Origin of the sequence: Pseudomonas moorei (genome assembly GCF_042846945.1) — a bacterium.
GTDB lineage: Bacteria > Pseudomonadota > Gammaproteobacteria > Pseudomonadales > Pseudomonadaceae > Aquipseudomonas > Aquipseudomonas moorei.
Genome location: NZ_AP035776.1, coordinates 3,692,882 through 3,712,158 on the forward strand (window position 1 = coordinate 3,692,882; position 19,277 = coordinate 3,712,158).

A 19,277-nucleotide genomic window follows, 5' to 3' on the forward strand; every position below is an offset into this window, starting at 1 on the left:
GCCTCAAATCGCGCTCAGGGCGTGGTCCAGGGTGTCGACGAAGAGGTCGGCGTGTTCGCGGTTGAACACCAACGGCGGGCGTAGCTTGAGGATGTTGTCGCCGGCGCCGATCTTGCTGATCAGCACACCGTTGTCGCGCATGTCGTTGACCACCTTGCGCGCTTCGAGCCCGGCGGGCTCCTTGCTGGCGTGGTCGCGCACCAGCTCCATGGCGAAGAACAGGCCCTTGCCGCGCACATCGCCGATGATCGAGTGCCTGGCCGCCAGCGCGTGCAAGCGTTGCTGCACGTAAGCGCCGACGCTTTGCGCGTTGTGCAGCAGTTGCAGGTGTTCAATCTCGTCCAGCACCGCCATGCCGACCGCCGCCGCCACCGGGGAACCGCCGAAAGTGTTGAAGTACATCGCGCTGCGCCCGAACGACTCCACCAGCGCCTTGCGGGTGATCAGCCCCGCCAGCGGGTAGCCGTTACCCATCGGTTTGCCCAGGGTGACGATGTCCGGCACTACGCCGTGGGCCTGATGCCCCCACAGATGATCGCCGGTGCGACCGAAGCCGGACTGCACTTCATCGGCGATGAACAATCCGCCAGCGGCGCGGATCAACGCCGCTGCTTTGTTGACGAAGCTGGCCGGCACCCGTGGCAGGCCCTCGTTGGCGAACAGGGTGTCGATCAACAGCGCGGCGGGACGAATGCCCCGGGCCTGCATCGAGGCAATGGCGGCGGCGATATTGGCCGCGTATTGCTCGGCCAGTTGCGATTCGGTGGTGCCGGCCGGCGCATGGTACAGGCACGGAATCGGCACCGCCCGCGCATGGCTGGCGAAGGGTTCCGGCGAGGGCAGGGCGGTGGTCACTTCGGCCAGTGACGCGGAGTTGCCGTGGTAGTTGTAGTCACTGACGATGAGGCCGGTGCCGCCGCTGGCGAAACGCGCCAGGCGCAGCGCCAGTTCATTGGCTTCGCTGCCGGTGCAGGTGAACATCGCGGTGTCCAGCGGCTCGGCGAAGGTCGCGGTCAGGCGCTCGGCGTAGCGCACCACGTGCTCATCCAGGTAACGGGTGTGGATGTTCAACGTGCTGGCCTGCCGGTGCATGGCCTCGACCACACGGGGGTTGCAGTGACCCACGCACGGCACATTGTTGTACACGTCGAGATAGCGTCGACCGTCGACGTCGAACAGCCAGACGCCTTCACCGCGTACCAGGTGCAAGGGCTTGTCGTAGAACAGCGGTGAGGCGCTGCCGAGGACGCGATGGCGGCGTTGCAGCAGGGTGTCTTCAGGCATGGTCCGGAACCTCGATGGCGTGGGTGCGACGGGTGCGCAGCAGGAAGTTGAGCAGGCTCAGGGTGAAGGTCGCCGCCAGGGCGATCAGCATCATTGTGTCGAGTTGGAAGCAGGCGGCGATCACCACCAGGATCAGGGCCAGGCCCAGCCAGGCGACCACGGTGCCGCCGGCGAGGGTGAACGGACGGGGCAGGTCAGGCTGGCTGCGTTTGATCCGCAGGTAGGCGGCAAAAATGAACAGGTAGCAAACGTTGAGCAGCAGCACGACCGCGAGCATCACCGTGGCCGGGTCGATAGCGGACAACGGCAGGCCGATGGCGCCGATCAGCAGCAGCGCCGGGTAGGGCGTGCCGCGTTTGCCTGTCTTGCCCAGCCACTGCGGGAACAACCCATCGCGGGCCATGGCAAACAGTTGCCGGGAGGCGGCGTAAATCAACGAGAAGAACGTGGCGATCAGGCCGAACACCGCGCCGCAGCCAATCACCTTGGCCAGCCATGAGCCGTCACCGAAGGCATTGCTGCTGGACATCGCCGCGTACAGCGGATCGCCTGCGCTGCCCACCGTTTCAACGCCACCGGCACCGGGGGCGCAGACCAGCACCACCAATGCCGTCACCAACAGAGTGCCCACCGCAGCGAGGATGCCGCGGGGCATGCTGCGCCCCGGATCGTTGGCTTCTTCGGCCGCCGAGCCGGTTTGTTCAACGGTGATGAACAACCAGATGGCGAAGGGCACACAGGCGAAAATGCCGCCCAGGCTAATCGCCGGTCCGGCATTGACTGGCATCTTCAGCAGGTTGGCCAGTTCGACATGGGGTGCCATGGCCACGCCGAAGGTCAGCAAGGCGACGACCGCGATGACACCGGCAATGAAGGTCAGGCCCATGGCCTCGCCGACGCCCCGCAGGTGGAAACCGATGATCACCGCGAACAAGGCGATCTTCACCGGCCAGCCACCGAGGCCGAAGATTGACTCGGTGTAGGCACAAATGAAGGTGGCTGCCGCACCGGTGCCGATGGTCAACGCCAGCGCGCACGCCACGCCGACCAGGTAACCCACGAACGGCCCGAAGGCACTTTGCGCATAGACGAATACGCCGCCGGCGCTGGGCAGCGCGGTGGACAATTCCGCCACGCACAACGCCAGTCCACCGCACAGCAGTGCCATCAACAAGGTGGCGATCAGCATGTTCAGCCAGCCGCCGGCCATCAGTCCGAAGTTCCAGCCGGAAAACTGCCCGGCCACCACCAACGCAATTCCAAGGCCGGCAATCTTGGGCCAGCCCAAAGCACTTTTCTTAAGCACACAAGTCTCCCGCGACCCGAAGGCCGATTTATTGTTTTAGTGAAAATGGAGGGGGTTCAGCGTTGTTCTTCGCCCAACGGCACCCGGCAAGGTCGCGGGTTCTGCCGTGAGTCGGTTTCGATACTACGCGCGGGACACAGCGCGGCCTGTTCGTGCCCATGCCATGTGCTTGGTTGTGGGTGCCAGAATGTGTTGCGTAGGAGCGTTGCCATTGCGGGTGGAGGTGATGGCCTGATCGACGGAACGCCGCCCGGCGCGAGCTCGCTCCCACTCTGGAATTCGGCGCGACACAGATGTTGTGTCTACCAGAGAACCCTGTGGGAGCTGGCTTGCCAGCGATGGCGGACTGACAGGCGACCTCTATCTCAGATCCGGAAACTCCCCACCAACTGATTCAATCGCGCAGCCTGTTGCTCCAGCTCGGTACAGGCCCGCAATGTCGACTGCAAATTCTCCACCCCTCGCTGATTCAGGGTGTTGATCTGCGTGATGTCGACATTCAAAGCCTCGACCACGGCGGTCTGTTCCTCGGTGGCGGCGGCGACGGATTGGTTGACGTTGTCGATCTCGCCGATGCGTTGGGTCACGCTACCCAGACGAGTGCCGGCCAGGTTGGCGATGGTGACGCTTTCTTCGCTGTGCTGCTGGCTCTCGGTCATGGTGATCACCGAATCCCGCGCACCCACTTGCAGCTCTTCGATCATCTGCTGGATCTCCAGCGCCGAAGTCTGGGTGCGCCCGGCCAGGCCGCGCACTTCGTCGGCGACTACCGCAAATCCACGGCCCGCTTCACCGGCGCGTGCCGCTTCGATCGCGGCATTGAGTGCCAACAGGTTGGTCTGCTGCGAGATGCCCTTGATCACTTCGAGGATCTGCCCGATGTTCACGGTCTTGTCGTTGAGCACCTCAATGTTGGCGCACGACGCACTGATCTTGCCGGACAGTGCGTTCATCACTTCAATGGTGCGCTCCACCACTTGGCGACCGTCCTCGGCCTGTTGCCGTGCGGCGGAGGCTTGCTGCGAGGCGTCGGAGGCGTTATGCGCGATTTCCTGGGCGGCGGCGCCCAGCTGATTGATCGCGGCGGCCACGCTGTTGGTGCGGGTGGACTGATCGTCGAAATTGCTCAGGGATGAATGGGATGCCTCCAGCACCCGCCGCGCCCCCTCGTTGACGCCAAGGGCTGCCGACGACACCTCGCGAATCGAGTGGTGAATGCGTTCGACGAAGCGGTTGAACGCGGTGGCCAACTGGCCGATCTCATCCCGCGATTGCACGGCCAGGCGACGGGTCAGGTCGCCTTCGCCGAGGGAGATGTCCTCCATGACCCGCGTCAGCGCTTGCAGCGGGCGGGTGATGCGTTGCGCGGTGTACCCGATCAACAGCAGGCCGAGCAGGGCCGAGCCGCCGCCCAGCAGCAGTTCCAGTGCGGTGCTTTTCACGCCTTGGGCATCGAGTTGCTGCTGCAGGGCGTTCATCGGTGCCAGCAACACCTCCTGCGGTACACCCACCAGCACACCCCAGGGCGCGGCCCCGGCAATCGGTGGCAGTGGCTCCAGGACCTTGATCTGCTGCGGGTCGACAAACACCTTCGCTCGGCCTTGGCGCAAGGCGTCCATGACCTCGGCATTGTCCATCGGCTGACCCAGGCGAGTGACGTCCTGACTGTTGGCGGAGATCACCCCGCGAGGGCTGACGATGCTGATCTGGCCGTGGCCGTCGAACAATTGCAGCGCACTGGTTTGACTGTCCTTTTGCAGCGCGGCGAGGTTGATGTCGAGGCCGACGACGGCGATGACGTTGCCGTTCTCCAGCAGCGGGAAGGCGACGCTGGTTACCAATTTGCGGCTGCCGGATGCTTCGTCGAAGTAGGGCTCCAGAACGCACGCCTGGCGGGTATCGCGGGCGCAGGTGTAGAAGGCGTTGTACGGTGCGCCGCTAGGGCCTGGCTCGGTGTTGGCGAGCAGGGCTTCGTCACCGATCACCGCTTGCAACTCGCCCGGTTTGCTTTGCACCCAGTAGAGCGAGAAGCGTCCGGTTTCGTTGCTGCCCAGGTCCGCCTGATTGGCGAAACCGGCGTCGGCACCGTCCAGGGCGTCCGGCTCGAAAATGACGTAAAGCCCGAGCAGGTCGGGCTTGTCGATCAGGGCTTGGTGAAGCTGGGTGCTCAGCGCCTGGCGCAGTTGGGGGCGGGTGAGGGTCCCCTGATGCTGGAGTTGCCTCAGATAAAGCAAATACCGCGACAACCCCTGGCCAAATTCGTGGGTCTGCATGAAGGTGCGTTGAACCTGCATGGCCTGCACCTTGCCCAGGGCCTGCATGTGTTCCCTGGCCGCGTCGGCGAGCATTTTGCCGCTGGCCTCGGCCACTTGCTGGCTGCTCTGGTGAGTCTGGTACAGCGACAGCCCCATCAGCAAACCCACCACCAACAGCAGGCAGAGGCCGGCGAGCAGGGTGATTTTGCTCTGGATCGTGAGGAATTTTTTCTGCATGGGAAATGCCTTTTTCCTTGAAAGCACTGATGCCGGCAACGCGTCCCCCTGTAGGAGCGAGCCTGCTCGCGATGGACGTCAACGATGACGCGCACAATCTGAATGAACGCGTTTTCCAAATATTTTTCGCGAGCAGGCTCGCTCCTACAGGGGGGGCAGGCCGAATCAGAACGTCGTGGCGAAAATCACCTGGCTATAGACGTTCTTGTCGTTGTTGCCCAACTGCGTACCGCCCTGATCGGCGCTCTTGTCCGGCTGGAACAGGCCGATCAGCGGCATCACCGTGAGGTGGTCGTTGACATGCCACTCGGCGTACAGGTCCGTTTCGTGGCCATCGGTGTTGCCCAGGTTGCGGTCGATGGTGTCGTAGTTGAAGTACATCGCGCCGAGGTTCAGGTTCGCCAGCGGCGAGACGGTGAACTTGAGTTGCTGGATGCGCGAGTTGGTGTTGAACGGGCCGGCGTAGTTGCCCGCCACTTCACCCTGGAACCAGGTGCCGAAGCCGCGACTGAAACCGTAGAACAGGGTGTCGTAGCCTTCCGAGAAACGGCTGTAGCGGTAGCTGGCATAGGGCGTCCATGGCACGGCGGAAAACGTCCAGCCGGCTTCCAGGTACCAGGCGTCTTCGTTGGCGGCGTGGGGTTTGTCCTGCTTGGCGTATTCGCCGGAGAGGAACAGGTCCTTGACCCCGGCATTGCCCGTTGCGCGCAGGCTGTAGGTCTTCATGCCATCGCGCTCCAGTTGCGCCGGGGAGGCGTACTGTTCGTCGACATCGGTGGTGTCGATGTAGGTCAGGCCGACGGTGCCGGCTTCGGCCACGTGTTCCAGGGTGCCGACATACATTTCGGTCTTGGCCTGGGCGCGGTTGTCGGATTTGAGCCACATCAGGTCGCCGCGCCAGCCTTCCTTGCCACCGATACGCAGCACGGCGGTTTCGTCGAACGCCTTGCGCGCGGCCAGCCAGTAGGCGCCGCCGCGATTGAACTCACCGTCGGCCAGGCCCTTGCCCATGTTCAGCGCGTCGCCATCGATCAGGAAACCGTCGCCGACCACGATGTTCTGGCGACCGAACGACAGGTCGATACCGTCTGTACCCAGGACCGGAAAAAGATCGCTCGAGCGCCAGCCGAGGTAGGCGTCTTCGAATTTGGTGGTGCGTTCCGAACCGTCGCTGAAACCGGCGGCATCGCCGTCACCCCAGGTGCCGGAGCTGAGCAGGTTGCCCGCGCCGTAAGCAGTGCCGGCACCGGCCAGCCCTTTGTCGAAACTCAGGCCGTACTTGATGTAACCCTCACGCCACGACGACGAACCTTCATCGAGACGGCCCGACAGGGCGTAGTTTTCCTGGCTGTGGAAAATGCCGAAAACCGCTTCCAGGGTGGCGTTCAGGTGACTGTCGCTATCGGCGTAGAGTTCATAGGCTCCGGCCTGACCTGCGCTGATCATCAGCGCGAGGGTAGAGAGTCGAAGCAAGGGGGACTTGAGCATGGCGTGACATCCGTTCTTGTTCTTGAGCGCAGGTTTGCGGTCTTTTTAGATACTAAGGTCCGGATTCCTTTCGCCCTTTTTCCTGTTTGCCAATTAGTTGGTTGTGCTTGCCAGATTGCATGATTCGCCATTGCGGCTGCAGAAAGCGGTGCTGGGCGCTGCGATCTTTTATTTCGGGCGGGTGTGCAAGTCTCGGCGGCGCCGCTACCAATGCAGAATCTACTGTCGTCCATGTCAAGGACAATGTCACACGCTCAGCGTTCGACCAACGCGCTCGACCAACAGACTACCGTTCGTCGACTTTTTTTGAACTGAAAATGGTCACCCAAAAATGGTTTTTTAGAAAATGAAGGAAGTTTCTTACTCCGTCCTACAGAAGAAGGATGTGAAGGTCTTTCATTGTGTTTAGGTGGTCATTCAATTTTTGATAAGGGTTTTGAAGGCTTGGAGGAACTAGTTTAAAAAAACGGTCTTGCTTAAACAAGAAGTAATCGAGGTGAGTTTCTCATTCTATGTAGGGAGGCGTCTCATGGGGTTGAGTGAAGTTTCCTACACTCCAAAAAAATAGTCTCTTGCGTTCATTTCTTAAAATTACTAAACATAGGTGCGTCACTTTGTTTTGGTGGCATTTCCTTTAATGACGAGTAATCAATTATGAATAGCGAAAATTTTGGAGAGCTACTTTTTGCTGGCGATGAGTTTGATTCCGACTCGAGCCCTAACTTCGCTGGTGGTTCCGGCGGGCAGGGTGGGTGCGGAGGTAGTGGCGGATGTGGGGGCGGGGGCGGCTGCAGTGGTGGGAGTGGCGGAAGCGGTGGGAGTGGCGGAAGCGGTGGGAGTGGCGGGAACGCCATAACTCCACAATTTTCATCCGACAACAACTGATAGTTCATCAAATATGGCTTTTCTGGGTTATCCAGAAAAGCCATGCAAAGGGATTGCGAAATGCTAAATATACAAAGCTACGAGATCCTTGATTTTAACTCCGATAATCTGGTGGTTTCAAAAAAAGGAGTGTCAAAAATAAGCTCTCCACCGCTACTGGCGGCGCTGAATAAATTGAAAAGTTATAAAAATACTTCCAGGGATGAACTCAATGAGGTGTTGTCGACGCATGGCTTAAATCCAGAACCCGCCTTTGATTTTCTAGAAAAAATAATCTCTATAAAGGAGGCCTGTGAGAATCTGTATTTCGATAAAACGATTGTGGCTCATGATTGGAATGAAAATATTAATCTGGAGGAGTTGTTGCGATCTGAAATAAATACTCCATTGGAGGTGTGCAGTATTTCTGGGTTGGTCAGGAGTCAAGCATTAAATAAAAAATATTACATTGTCATAATGTGCAGGAATTATGATTATGAACTAATAAAAAAATATACTTCGAGCTTGCAGATGTGGCACCTGAAAGTGCAATCAGTGTTTGTTACTCTGTGGGTGATGCTTATTGTATCAGTCAGCCATATTGTCCGAAGATCGGGAATCCATGTCATTTTTGCAATATAGATAGGTTGATAAATTATGAGGAGTATCATAGTGCCAGGAATACATGGTCAAAGTTACTTCGGTATTGCAAAGACAAGCACATGGCCGTTCCTGTCAATTCGCTGAGCTTGCTACAGCAATCATTGGTGGTTGGAGCGGTCATAAGAAAAATAAAACTGCTAACAAGTAGTAATAATGAGTTTCGCTATCAGGATAATATACTTCAAGATTCTCATATTGATTTTGCTGGATGTTTTGTAAGAGAGGTTGCCACCTCTCACTGGCATATGTGTGATTGCTTGAGGGTGCAGGGATGAAGTATATACCGCACGACTATTATCTAAAATTTATGAATTCGGCTGTTCATGAGGAAACTCTGAGCTTTCATGCGATGGGTAATTATACGATTCATGATGCATTCAAGCATGCTACTCGTCTGCACTGTATAAATGATAAGCATCTTGCCAAGCTTACCGGCAACGAATTGCGGCTTTATCCTGATCTAAATTTGACTTTTCCCGTTGGGGTCGAATTAGAATCTGATTCGCCTATTCGTCGAAATGAGTCGTGTGATTCATTTTCCAGTACGAACATAGACTTTTCAAAGATTGAAAAATTAATTTCCCCTATTCTCTCTTCTCGCAAAGGTGGTTATAAACGCGGGTATCCAAGCGGTGGAGCGCTATATCCAGCTGAGGTTTTTATTTGTTCGTTTATGGAAGATGAGGAAAGTTGGCCTTGTCCGGAAAGAATATTGCATTTGCTACCTCAATCCAGAACATTTGAAATAGTGTAGGGAACACAAAACGTTGATGACATCAAGAATGCAGTACTTTCTTCTCCTGGCAGCATTGGTACACCTTCGATTGTAATTGCTTATTTTGTTTACATTCCCAAGGCGCTGTTCAAATATAGGTATCGTGGTTACAGACTGGCGTTGATGGAAGTGGGTTCCATTTATATGTTGATTGAATTGCAGGCCAAACAACTGGGTCTGCGAAGCAGGTTATGGTCAGCGTATACCGATACGATGCTGAGTAAGGCAATAGGGCTTAATCCGACGCTATTCTTTCCTGTATGTGTACACTTTATCGGTGAACAACATGATGCTGAATAATCCTGGTCATTTAGCAACGCTTCCAAGTGCGCTGATTTATCAACCATCCTGCTTGTTATCGTTTCCATCCTCAGTTGAGTTGGTAGACTCTTGGTTAAATGGTGGGTCTGGAATAGGTAACGGGTCATCCTCTATAAAGGCGGCGTTAGGGGAGTATTTTGAGAGGCGGCATTTCTATATGGAAGTTAAATCGGATGTGGTTGGTCATCTCAATTACTCGCTAGCGAATATAGAGGCGGAGAAATTTGCCTTCGCATTCGCTCAGACTAATGAGGGCGGGTTGGTATTTGAACAGGCTCTCAATCATTCCTATAACTTAACCAGGGTGTCTCGTGTTTCGGACTGGTCTGACTGCTATATACCAACCGCATGTATATCTCTTAATTATAATAAAATTGAAAGCGAGAACACGATATATCCGTTGCGAGATACCTGTGGGTGCAGTTTTCACTGGCGCTTTGAGGAGGCTGTTTTCGGATCGATAAAGGAATATCTAGAGAGGCAGTTTCTTGCAAAGTTTTGGCTGACAAAACAATGCGCTCGTTTAGTTTCGGTAGATGATGTCCGATTAGCCCTGAGACAAAGTGGCGCATGCTCAGTGTACGAAGCACTTTCCAAATCCGGGGAAGTCACCATTATCGATGTTTCTGATGCTGCCTATCCTGGTTTATGCCTATTAGCTGTTTACGGCCAAAAAGATAAAACGCGTCATGTCAAATATTGCGCCGGAATTTCATACGCGGAAACACTTAAAGCTGCACTCGAAAAGTCGTTATATGAATTATGGCAGACCTATAGGTTTATAGACCTTTTTCAAGCTACCGGCGGTAATGTGGCGGAGATTGAGGATTCTTATCTGAGATATTTTCTAAGCTGTAACGCTTATGAGACTTATCAAGAAATTACGGATGTTGAATTTAATAAGGTTGTCGTTCCGGATTCGTTACCTGATTTCAGTTTGCAAAATTTTTTGACTGTCTTGAATAAGCGGCAAGTGGATGGTTATTTATATGTAAATTATCTGGCCATAAGTAATGAGTTGTATTATTTCTGCAAGTTTATTTCTCCCGATTTTTTTCTACACATGAATAACTCCCGGGGGATAAATATCCTCAATAAATATTCTGAAGAATTTGCTGGGAAGATATTTCCTGATCGTAGAAAAATTATGGTTCCATTTCCATGAAAAGGTGACTTATGCCAGCTTTTGCAATGATAAGATGCTTTGCACTGTCGTGGTTATTTATAAAGGAGCAGTTGAAAGAGCCAATCGCTCTTTTTTGGATGATTATTTCTCCCGTCGCGACATATTATTTGTTGGGTTATTCCAGAGGGGGATTTCTTTCTCGAAAATTAATTATCTGGAAAATACCTCTTGGTTTTATGCTTATCTTTCTTCAAGTGTCGCTTTTTTTGGTTTTGCTTTTTATATTATAGGCAGGAGGGAAAGTGGGTTTATTAGGTCGTTTGTATACGCGCCTGATGCCAGGTTGTTATTCATAGCGTCGCATTTTCTGGCTTACTCTCTCATTGCTTTAATCTACTGCATTGTTTTTTATGTCTTGACTTGTTCCTGTGTTGGAGGGGGAGATTTGGTTGGGTTGTTTCGGGTTATCTCCAGTTTTTATATATGTTACATGTTTTTTTGTGTGCTCGGCATTTTGCTTAGTTTGGTGCCGATGAATTATCAAAACAGTAATACCACGTTCTCAATAGTATTATTTTCAATGCTTGTGTTGGGCGTTTTTGGAAGTCGTGAATCTCATTATGCAATGGTTGCGTTTAATAAAATCAATCCTCTTTATATTGCAAATCAAATTATGTTGGGTGGCTTTGAGCAGCATTATGTTCTTGTTGCTTGGGTTGTTATTTTGTTTGTCGTTGTCTTTTCGATTTCGCTTCGTTTTTTACGAATAAACCCTGTATGGAGTCGATACTGATGAGTGTTTTAAGCGCTCGATCGCTATGCTTTGGATATTCCAAGCGGACAATATTTAATGAGGCAGATATTGAAGTTTTTCCAGGAGCTATTACTGGGCTGCTGGGCCCTAATGGGTCTGGAAAAACTACTTTTTTCGACATCGTATGTGGGTTGATAAAGACGGATAACGGCCAGTTGTTTAATGGTTTTTCCAGTCAGCTTTATTTGTCGCAGACTATCATGACGCCTCCCGTGCTGCGTATGTTTGATATCTTCAAGATGATTTCGTTGCTGTGCTCTCCGACACCTGTATCGCAAGAGCAGGCGTTGAAAAAACTTGTGGTTTGGAGTCCGGAAATAGTTGAGCGTTATAAGGAAATCTGGGCAAAAAAGTCATCGGTTTGCAGTTATGGGGAGAAACGCTGGTTCTTCACGCTATCGTTATTGGCGGTGGGGGCGAGTTTGGTGATATTGGATGAACCCACTGCGGGAGTAGATCCTGAATTTCGATATTACATTTGGAAGTGTTTGCGTGGAGCGGCTAATGAGGGAGTGGCGGTTCTGGTTTCATCCCATAATATTGATGAGGTTGTGAGTCACTGTGACAAGTTCTACATGATCAGCAATCATCAGTTTGAGCCGTTCAATTCTGGTGATGAGTTTATGCGCCGATACGAAGCGAACACACTCGATGAGGCATTTATCCGCGCAGCGGCTGCTCCCCTGCTAAAGGCTACGTCTACTCAAATAAACCGAGAATGATCTCCAACGCTTCGTCAGAAATCGGGCGTGCCTTGCGAATAGGCAAGCCCTTCATCAGATGATCGATCTGGCAGAACCGCCAACACAACTGGCACGCAGGACAAAACCTGCGAATCACCGACCACCGACAATCCTGATCAACCCTGCCGGAGCACCGTTGCCCCGGCACTTTCAGAGTTGGCGTTCGCCTGCTGGCGAATGCGCGGATTTTCAAGGTCGTTTCCCATGTTTACCTCCCTGCGTTTGCCCCTTATCGGTTTGCTGTCATTCACTGTGGCCCAGGCGGCGCTGGCAGCCGATTGCGCCCCCGATCAACGCCACGGCGCCGAGGTGTTTGCCAATGAATGCGGGGTTTGCCACTCGGTGACCAAAGGCGCGACCGGCATGATGGGGCCGAACCTGGCGGGTGTGGTCGGGCGCAAGTCCGGTTCGCTGGAAGGCTTCAACTACTCGCAAGCCATGCGTAACAAGAACATCGACTGGCAAGCCGAGAACATCGCGCAGTTGATCACTCAGCCCCAGGCCTACGTGCCTGGCACCTACATGCCTTACATGGGCCTGGCTTCGGCGGACGATCGCCAGGCGGTCGTGTGCTTCCTCAAAGAACAACACTAAGCGGCCGGTTTCCTGGCTGACCCTACCTTCACACCGAACGGTTTTATTGAAAGGTGAATTATGAGCAACGTTGAAACCCTGCCGCAGGTGGCTGCATTTATCGAACGCCGCCATGGCTGCTTCATTGACGGTCAATGGGTGTTTGCCGAAGGCGAGCGCATTGCCGTGGTCAACCCGGCCACCGGGCAGACCCTCTGCGAAACCCTCGATGCGCCCCTGGAGATCATCGAGCAAGCCGTGCAGTCATCGCACAAGGCATTCAAGTCCGGGGTCTGGTCGGCACTGCGCCCGGCAGATCGCGAGCGCATCCTGCTCAACTTCACCCGCCTGGTGGAAGAGCACGCCGAGGAACTGGCGCAACTGGAAACCCTGAGCCAGGGCAAGTCGATCAACATGGCCCGCGCCCTGGACCTGAACGCCACCGTGGAATTCATGCGCTACATGTCCGGCTGGGCGACCAAGATCGAAGGGCAGACGTTCGACGTGTCGATCCCGCTGCCGCCGGGTGCCAAATTCACCGCCTTCACCAAGCGTGAGCCGGTGGGTGTCGTGGTCGGCATCGTGCCGTGGAACTTCCCGCTGCTGATCGCCGCCTGGAAACTGATGCCGGCGCTGGCCACCGGTTGCACGGTGATTATCAAGCCGGCCATGGAAACCCCGCTGACCGCCATGCGTCTGGCGGAACTGGCACTCGAAGCCGGCATTCCGGCAGGTGTGTTCAACGTCGTGACCGGTGGCGGTGCCTCGGTCGGTGGCGTGTTGACCCAGCATCCGCTGGTGAGCAAGGTCTCGTTCACCGGCTCTACCGCTGTGGGCAAAAGCGTCGGCGTGGCCTGCATGGCCAACATGACGCGTTTCTCCCTGGAGCTGGGCGGCAAGAACCCGATGATCGTGCTCGCCGACGCCGACATCGAGAAAGCCGTGCAAGGGGCGATCCTCGGCGGTCTGCTGAACAATGGCCAGGTGTGTGCCGCGGCTTCGCGTTTCTACGTGCATCGCTCGATCCACGACCCATTCGTCGAAGCCCTGGCGACGGCAGTGTCGGCGATGCCGATGGGCGCGGGCATGAACGGTGACGCGGCGATCAATCCGCTGGTCTCGCGCAAACAACAGCAAAGCGTGCTCAAGCACATCGAACTGGCTCGACGGGAAGGCGCACGTGTGGTCTCGGGTGGCGAATTGGTCGAAGGCGACGGCTTCTTCGTCCAGCCGACGATCCTCGCCGACATCGACCACAGCATGGCCGTGGCCCGCGAAGAAGTCTTCGGACCGGTCCTGGGCGTGATGCCGTTCGACGATGAAGAGGCCGTGATCGAACTGGCCAACGACAACCGCTATGGCCTGGCCGCCAGCCTGTGGACCAACGACCTGAGCAAAGCCATGAACCTGGTGCCACGCATCGAAGCCGGTACGGTCTGGGTCAACGCTCACGTGCTGCTCGACCCGGCGATGCCGTTCGGCGGCGTCAAGCAATCGGGCATGGGTCGCGAGTTTGGTCGTGCGGTGATCGAGGCCTACACCGAGCTCAAATCGGTGTGTATCGCGCATTGATGCAAGGGGCGCCTGCGGCGTGATCGGGCATCACGCCGCCGGTGGCGGCTTCGCCAGTTCAATCCCGGCGGCGCCCAGTCGCTTGAGTATTTCAAACAGCAGTTCGCTCTTGATCGAGCCGACCGTGCGCGGGCTGGCGACGTAACCGGTGATCGTCAACGTGATGCCTTCCGGTTTGAGCTGGCTGAAGCGCACGAACGGCATCGGTTTTTCCAGGATGGATTCGTGCTCGCAGAAGGTGTCGTACAGCAGGTTGCGCACCTGTTCGGGGTCGATGTCCAGCGGGAAGGTCAGTTCAAGTATCGCCACGCCTTGGGCGCTGCCGCCGAGGGTGACGTTGCGCAGGTTCTGCGAAATCAATTGCGAGTTCGGCACGATGACGATCGAGCGGTCGGCCAGTTGTATTTCGGTGGCCCGCACATTGATCCGGCGGATATCGCCTTCAACCCCGCTGATGCTGATCAGGTCGCCGACCTTGACCGGGCGTTCGGTGAGCAGAATCAGGCCAGAGACGAAGTTCTTGACGATCTCTTGAAGGCCGAAGCCGATCCCCACGGACAAGGCGCTGACGATCCACGCCAGGTTGGTCCACTTGACCCCCAGGGACGACAGCATCAGCAGGATCACCAGGGCATAGCCGATGTTGGAAAACAGCGTGCTGAGCGAAGCGCACATGCCGGGGTCCATTTCCGTTTTCGGCAGCAATTCATTGTCCAGCCAGCGGCTCAGGGTACGCACCAGATAGACGCCGATCAGCAGCGCCAGCACGCCGTGCAGCAGGTTGGCCGGGACAATGTTCAGTTTGCGCAGGCCGTCGCCGCCGAGCATCGCCAGTATGTTGTTGGCCAGTTGCCCGAGTGTCGAGCCCACCCCGCCGACCAGCAGCGAGATGAAAGCGATCAGTAACAGGGCGGCGCGACCGACGCCCGACAAAATGACCGAGATCTGGTCCAGGCGCGTATCGCCAATGCCCAGCAACTGTTTGAGCGTCTTGCCGGTGGGTTGCCGAGGCGAAAACAGATACTCGCAGCCGTCCTTCAGCAGCTGTATCAGCAAATAAAACCCAAAAAAAATGATGAACAGCCAGACCAGTTCGTAAGTGATGAAGCGCGATAACGACACATAGCCGACAAACAGGGCGAGCAGCGAGACCACCGTCGCGATACTGGCGAAGGCATACACCACGCCGGCCAGCGTCCGGCCGCCCTCTGGCGCGGCGCCGGCCACCACCATGGCCCGGCGGGTTCTGCTGACTCGCAACAGGATCGTGCCGATCAAGGTGGAGATCACCAGCGCCACCAGTCCCCGGACCGAGATCACGACCTCCGTGCTCATGCCGGTGGCGTTGGTCAATTGCGCCAGTGACACCATCACCAGCAGGGCGGCGGCCAAGCGCCGGGGAAAGGGTTTGAGCGCCAGTGCCACCTCGTCGGCAATGTCCGGCAGTCGCCATGAAGGATGTTGCGTGGACAATAGCGCGCGGCTCAAACCGGTAATCATCACGCAGGTGTATACGATCTTTTCGAAATCCTCGGAAAACCCCACCAGTTGCGGAGTCAACGGCAGTTCGCGGGTGAGGGCAAAGAACAGGATATGCAGGGCGATACCGGCGGTCAGCACCGTGGCGATGACCGACGCGAGCGCAAGGGTGCTGCGGCGCAATCGCCCCTCGGGCATGCGGTGAATGCACAGCCAGGTCAGTCCTCGTTCGGCGAGCCGGCGGCCGAGGCCCCACAGGAGCGCGGCGAATATCACGAGCACGCAGGTCAGGAAGCGCTTGCCCGGTTGCCAGACCGAATGCAAGGTGTCGCCCGCCTGCTGCATGAAGTCGACCAGCCGTTGCCGGTCGTCGGCGGGCGGATCGAACAGCGGCGTCCAGAACCAGGGATTGAGGATGCTCCGGGTGCGTTGGGTCACTTCGGTTTCCAGCAGACTGCGTCGAATGGCGGCAATCTGGGTGAGCAATTCGGCGGCACTGGCTTTGATCGCCGCCAGGGTTTTCAGCTTGTAATCGACCTTGTTCTTTTGTTCGCTGAGCGCCGCCCTCTGGCTGGCGATGTCGGACTTCTCCAGATCGGCCTCGGCCAGCGGAGCAGGGCTCAGCACCCCCAGTTGAGACTGCAATTGCGCCTGTTCGGGCAATAGCAGAGCCGACAGGCGATCGGCCTCCTTGATCAGCACCTGAACCAAATCCTGCGGGGTTTCCAGTTGGTTGTAGTTACTGACTTGGGAGACCTGCTGTTTGAGGCTGTTGAGTTGCCCTTGCAGTGTCTCCAGATCACTGTCGGTAACCCTGACGACGGCGCTGCTCGCACCGGGGGTCGGGACATCGGGCATGGGCGCCGCCAGCATTGCGCTGCCCGGCGCCAGTAGCACGAAGGCGATGAACATCACGAACTGCAAGGCATTGCGCATAGGCGTGCTCGACCGGTGGTGAGTCATTTAGCCTTTGAGGTTAGGTCATGACGCGCATGTTAGAGCGTTGTTTGGTCGGATGCGCCGGGCGATGGCCGGTATCCCGAGGGTGTGGTGAGGGCGCTTGCTTGCACCCGGTTGCATCGCAGTCCCCTTTTTGGGGCTGCTGCGGCGTTCCGACAAACGCCCTCGCCACAGGTTGGTGTTGGGTCTGGACAGTCCGGGCTCAGGCCAGCATCGACATCAAGCCGCCCTGGCGATCGAGCTTGGCCAGGTCGTCGAAGCCGCCGATATGCGTGTCACCGATGAAAATCTGCGGCACGCTGCGCCGTCCGCTGCGGCTGAGCATTTCTTCGAGTTTGCCCGGCTGGGTCTGAATGTTGATTTCCTGCATGTTGATGCCTTTGCTCGCCAACAGGGACTTGGCGCTGCGGCAGTAAGGGCAGGTGTCGGTGGTGTACAGGGTCACGGTGTTCATGGTCGGTTCTCCGTTCTTGAAGTGGCTCAGGCATCGATGGCCGGGAAGTCGATATCGGTCAGCGCGACGTTGTTCAGGTAGTTGGTCAAGGTTTGCGAAGCGACGTGGGCGACCACTTCGACGATCTTGCCGTCGTCGATACCGGCGGCGTGTGCCGCTGCAATCTGCCCGGCGCTCAAATGGCCGCGACTTTCAGTGATCTGCTGTGCCAGCAGGGCATAGGCATCGAGCTTGCCTTCACGGGCACTGCGGATGTCCTGGCTGGAGAGCCCGGCCTTGCCGGCAAACAACGTGTGGGCCGCCAGGCAGTAGTCGCAGCCGTTGACCTGGGATGTGGCGAGGAAGATCGCTTCCTTTTCCTTCGCGCTCAGGGAGGTCTTGCCCAGTGCCGCCGAGTTTTGCAGGTAGGAGGCGAGGACGGCGGGGGCGTGGGCCAGGACTTTGAACACATTGGGCAGGAAGCCGATTTTCTTTTGCACGCCTTCCAGCAGCGGGCGGGTGGCGTCGGTGGCAAGTTCAAGGCTGAGAGGGGCAATGCGGGTCATGATGATTCTCCGAGGATTCAAGCGCGACAGGCGCTGGGTACGGAGTTCATGCTAGTGATCTGGACTGGTCTATTGGGTGCAAATCGTCGACGATATGCGACAGATCGTCCAGAACTGTTCTCGGGAGCCTCCCCATGGATCGCTTGTCCACGTTGCTCACGCATTTCGGCGTCAATGCCGGCACCTTTCACAGCGGCACGTTTTGCGGCACCTCGGCGTTCGATGGCAGCCAGTCGTGCGGTCATCTGCACCTGCTGCAGGCCGGCGAGGTTTCCCTGAAACTGGCGGATGAGCGAGCGCTGGACATCACCGAGCCGACGCTGATCTTCTTTCCGCGACCCTATCGTCATCGCTTGTCCGCGACGCAAGCCTCGGCCACCCAGTTGGTCTGCGCCTCGCTGAACTTCGACGGCGGCTCGGGTAATGCGCTGGCCGCCGCGTTGCCGGATTACATGGTGCTGAAACTTGATGAGATCCCGACCCTGGCCAGCACCCTGGAGTGGCTGTTCAAGGAGGCTTTCGACGGCACCTGCGGCCGGGAAGCGGTCATGGACCGCCTGTTCGAACTGCTGGTGATTCTGTTGCTGCGGCACATGCTGAGCAGCCGCAATCAACAGCCGGGGATGATGGCCGGTCTCGCCGACTCACGGCTGGCACGTCCCCTGAACCTCATGCACGAAGCGCCCGGCAAAGCCTGGAGCGTGGCGGAACTGTCGGTGGCGGCCAACATGTCGCGGGCCAGTTTCGCCGAGCATTTCCGGCGGGTGGTCGGGCAGACTCCGGTGGATTATCTGGTGAGCTGGCGCATCAGCCTGGCGCAGAAACGCTTGCGCGAGGGCAAGCCCATTGCCCTGATCGCCGAAGAGGTCGGTTACGAAAGCCCCTCGGCACTGGCCCGGGCGTTTCGGCGTAAAACCGGGGTGAGTCCACGGGAGTGGAGAGGGTAGCGCTGATGATCCAGTGCAAGCATGCCGATGAGCCTGTTGCCGCCGACGATGGGCGACGTGTCCTGGTCGATCGCCTGTGGCCACGCTATTGGCCCAAGGCCCCGGCGTCGCTGCATGCCTGGCTGCCCGACCTTGCTCCCTCGATTGATCTGCATGAGCGGTTCGCGGCCGGCGAGCTGGATTTTGAGCCGTTCGCGACGGCGTATCGACAGGCACTGGCGGCTCATCCGACGCATTGGTGGGCGCTGCTGCCGCTGGCCGAGACAGGCACGCTGACCCTGGTTTGCGCCTCCCAGGACCCGCTGCAAAATCATGCGCTCGTCCTCGCGCAATGGCTGGAGGAGGAACTTGATCGGTATGCGGGCTCCAGTTCGCCCGTGTGCTGGCGGGATGAGTTTCCGGATTATTGAGCGGTTATATGTTTGCCCTCTGGTGTTTCGATCTGAAAAGTCGGCGCCCTTGATTTCACACTTTGTTACCGCATACCCCAGCCGGGTGTGAAAACCTGCGTTGGTAACAATCTCCCAGGTGGCTTCACCCCTGCGCTCACTTGCCTGCCAAGCCCATCCCAGAGCGCTGTACGCGCTTTCTCAAGCGGCCAATCCGAGAATTGGCCGGGTGATTGCATATGCTTGTCTGTACAAGTACTTGCGTGTGCATAAGACACTTCGCCCGCGCAGTACTCGCGCTCTTGCGGGGCACGTTCTTTCGATGGTCCTTGGGAATAAAACAATGAAAAAAGCATTTCTCACCGTTTCTGCATTGGCTTTGTGTAGGGCTGCCGGTTCCGCGCCGGCCAAGGAGTACAAGGCGTTGCGTTTTGGCGATCTGAATCTCTACAGCGGCAAATAATGACCCTGCGCCCATCTGC

General features: G+C 56.9%; 15 protein-coding genes and 3 pseudogenes. 10 read left to right on the forward strand and 8 right to left on the reverse strand.

From position 1 onward, the window contains the following. Positions 1–3 precede the first annotated feature (3 nt). From ACGJAX_RS17455 to ACGJAX_RS17475, 5 genes and pseudogenes are all read right to left on the reverse strand, one after another. A complete protein-coding gene (locus ACGJAX_RS17455; RefSeq protein ID WP_390955503.1) occupies positions 4–1,284 on the reverse strand; it encodes an aminotransferase class III-fold pyridoxal phosphate-dependent enzyme in 1,281 nt (426 codons plus the stop codon). Next, entirely contained in the window at positions 1,277–2,590 is a 1,314-nt protein-coding gene (locus ACGJAX_RS17460) for an amino acid permease (protein ID WP_390955504.1), read from the reverse strand. Before ACGJAX_RS17460 ends, ACGJAX_RS17455 begins: the two co-directional genes overlap by 8 nt. A gap of 365 nt (positions 2,591–2,955) precedes the next feature. Then, positions 2,956–3,867: a methyl-accepting chemotaxis protein gene (locus ACGJAX_RS17465; RefSeq protein ID WP_407075267.1), complete on the reverse strand. Its 912-nt coding sequence runs from the start codon at positions 3,865–3,867 to the stop codon at positions 2,956–2,958. Next, a pseudogene (locus ACGJAX_RS30515) lies at positions 3,862–5,082 on the reverse strand (cache domain-containing protein); the annotation flags it as partial. The gene ACGJAX_RS17465 and the pseudogene ACGJAX_RS30515, both read right to left, overlap by 6 nt. A 165-nt stretch (positions 5,083–5,247) precedes the next feature. Further along, complete coding sequence (locus tag ACGJAX_RS17475) at positions 5,248–6,570, reverse strand: hypothetical protein (RefSeq protein WP_090319907.1); 1,323 nt, start codon at positions 6,568–6,570, stop codon at positions 5,248–5,250. 945 nt (positions 6,571–7,515) lie between these two features. Here ACGJAX_RS17475 and ACGJAX_RS17480 point away from each other — a divergent pair. The 7 genes and pseudogenes from ACGJAX_RS17480 to ACGJAX_RS17510 all read left to right on the forward strand — a co-directional run bounded on the left by ACGJAX_RS17480 (position 7,516) and on the right by ACGJAX_RS17510 (position 14,021). Continuing rightward, positions 7,516–8,372 (forward strand): annotated as a pseudogene (locus ACGJAX_RS17480) (McbB family protein). After that, positions 8,369–8,851: a hypothetical protein gene (locus ACGJAX_RS17485; protein WP_390955505.1), complete on the forward strand. Its 483-nt coding sequence runs from the start codon at positions 8,369–8,371 to the stop codon at positions 8,849–8,851. Before ACGJAX_RS17480 ends, ACGJAX_RS17485 begins: the two are co-directional and overlap by 4 nt. Positions 8,852–9,158: 307 nt before the next feature. After that, positions 9,159–10,358, forward strand: a complete 1,200-nt coding sequence (locus tag ACGJAX_RS17490) for a YcaO-like family protein (RefSeq protein ID WP_390955506.1) — start codon at positions 9,159–9,161, stop codon at positions 10,356–10,358. 4 nt (positions 10,359–10,362) lie between these two features. Beyond that, a complete protein-coding gene (locus tag ACGJAX_RS17495) occupies positions 10,363–11,112 on the forward strand; it encodes an ABC transporter permease (RefSeq protein ID WP_390955507.1) in 750 nt (249 codons plus the stop codon). Next, entirely contained in the window at positions 11,112–11,855 is a 744-nt protein-coding gene (locus tag ACGJAX_RS17500) for an AAA family ATPase (RefSeq protein WP_390955508.1), read from the forward strand. The genes ACGJAX_RS17495 and ACGJAX_RS17500 overlap by 1 nt, the downstream gene beginning before the upstream one ends. A gap of 225 nt (positions 11,856–12,080) precedes the next feature. Next, complete coding sequence (locus tag ACGJAX_RS17505; protein ID WP_090319911.1) at positions 12,081–12,470, forward strand: cytochrome c family protein; 390 nt, start codon at positions 12,081–12,083, stop codon at positions 12,468–12,470. Positions 12,471–12,530: 60 nt separating this feature from the next. Beyond that, positions 12,531–14,021, forward strand: a complete 1,491-nt coding sequence (locus ACGJAX_RS17510) for an aldehyde dehydrogenase family protein (RefSeq protein WP_390955509.1) — start codon at positions 12,531–12,533, stop codon at positions 14,019–14,021. A 30-nt stretch (positions 14,022–14,051) separates the two neighbouring features. Here ACGJAX_RS17510 and ACGJAX_RS17515 read toward each other — a convergent pair whose 3' ends face one another. The 3 genes from ACGJAX_RS17515 to ACGJAX_RS17525 all read right to left on the reverse strand — a co-directional run bounded on the left by ACGJAX_RS17515 (position 14,052) and on the right by ACGJAX_RS17525 (position 17,459). Next, the gene (locus ACGJAX_RS17515) at positions 14,052–16,436 is read right to left on the reverse strand and encodes a DUF3772 domain-containing protein (protein ID WP_390955510.1); all 2,385 of its coding nucleotides are present in this window, start codon (positions 16,434–16,436) and stop codon (positions 14,052–14,054) included. Between the two features lie 226 nt (positions 16,437–16,662). Continuing rightward, positions 16,663–16,914, reverse strand: a complete 252-nt coding sequence (gene grxC / locus ACGJAX_RS17520; RefSeq protein ID WP_047530394.1) for a glutaredoxin 3 — start codon at positions 16,912–16,914, stop codon at positions 16,663–16,665. Between the two features lie 26 nt (positions 16,915–16,940). Beyond that, entirely contained in the window at positions 16,941–17,459 is a 519-nt protein-coding gene (locus tag ACGJAX_RS17525) for a carboxymuconolactone decarboxylase family protein (protein ID WP_390955511.1), read from the reverse strand. Positions 17,460–17,593: 134 nt separating this feature from the next. On the opposite strand from ACGJAX_RS17525, the gene ACGJAX_RS17530 reads away from it, so the two are divergent. The 3 genes and pseudogenes from ACGJAX_RS17530 to ACGJAX_RS17540 form a co-directional block, all read left to right on the forward strand. After that, positions 17,594–18,406 (forward strand): cupin domain-containing protein, encoded by an 813-nt coding sequence (locus tag ACGJAX_RS17530; RefSeq protein ID WP_390955512.1) that lies wholly within the window; start codon positions 17,594–17,596, stop codon positions 18,404–18,406. A 5-nt stretch (positions 18,407–18,411) separates the two neighbouring features. Further along, complete coding sequence (locus tag ACGJAX_RS17535; protein ID WP_390955513.1) at positions 18,412–18,816, forward strand: DUF488 family protein; 405 nt, start codon at positions 18,412–18,414, stop codon at positions 18,814–18,816. Positions 18,817–19,138: 322 nt separating this feature from the next. Continuing rightward, positions 19,139–19,231, forward strand: a pseudogene (locus ACGJAX_RS17540) (ABC transporter substrate-binding protein); the annotation flags it as partial. Between the last annotated feature and the right edge of the window lie 46 nt (positions 19,232–19,277).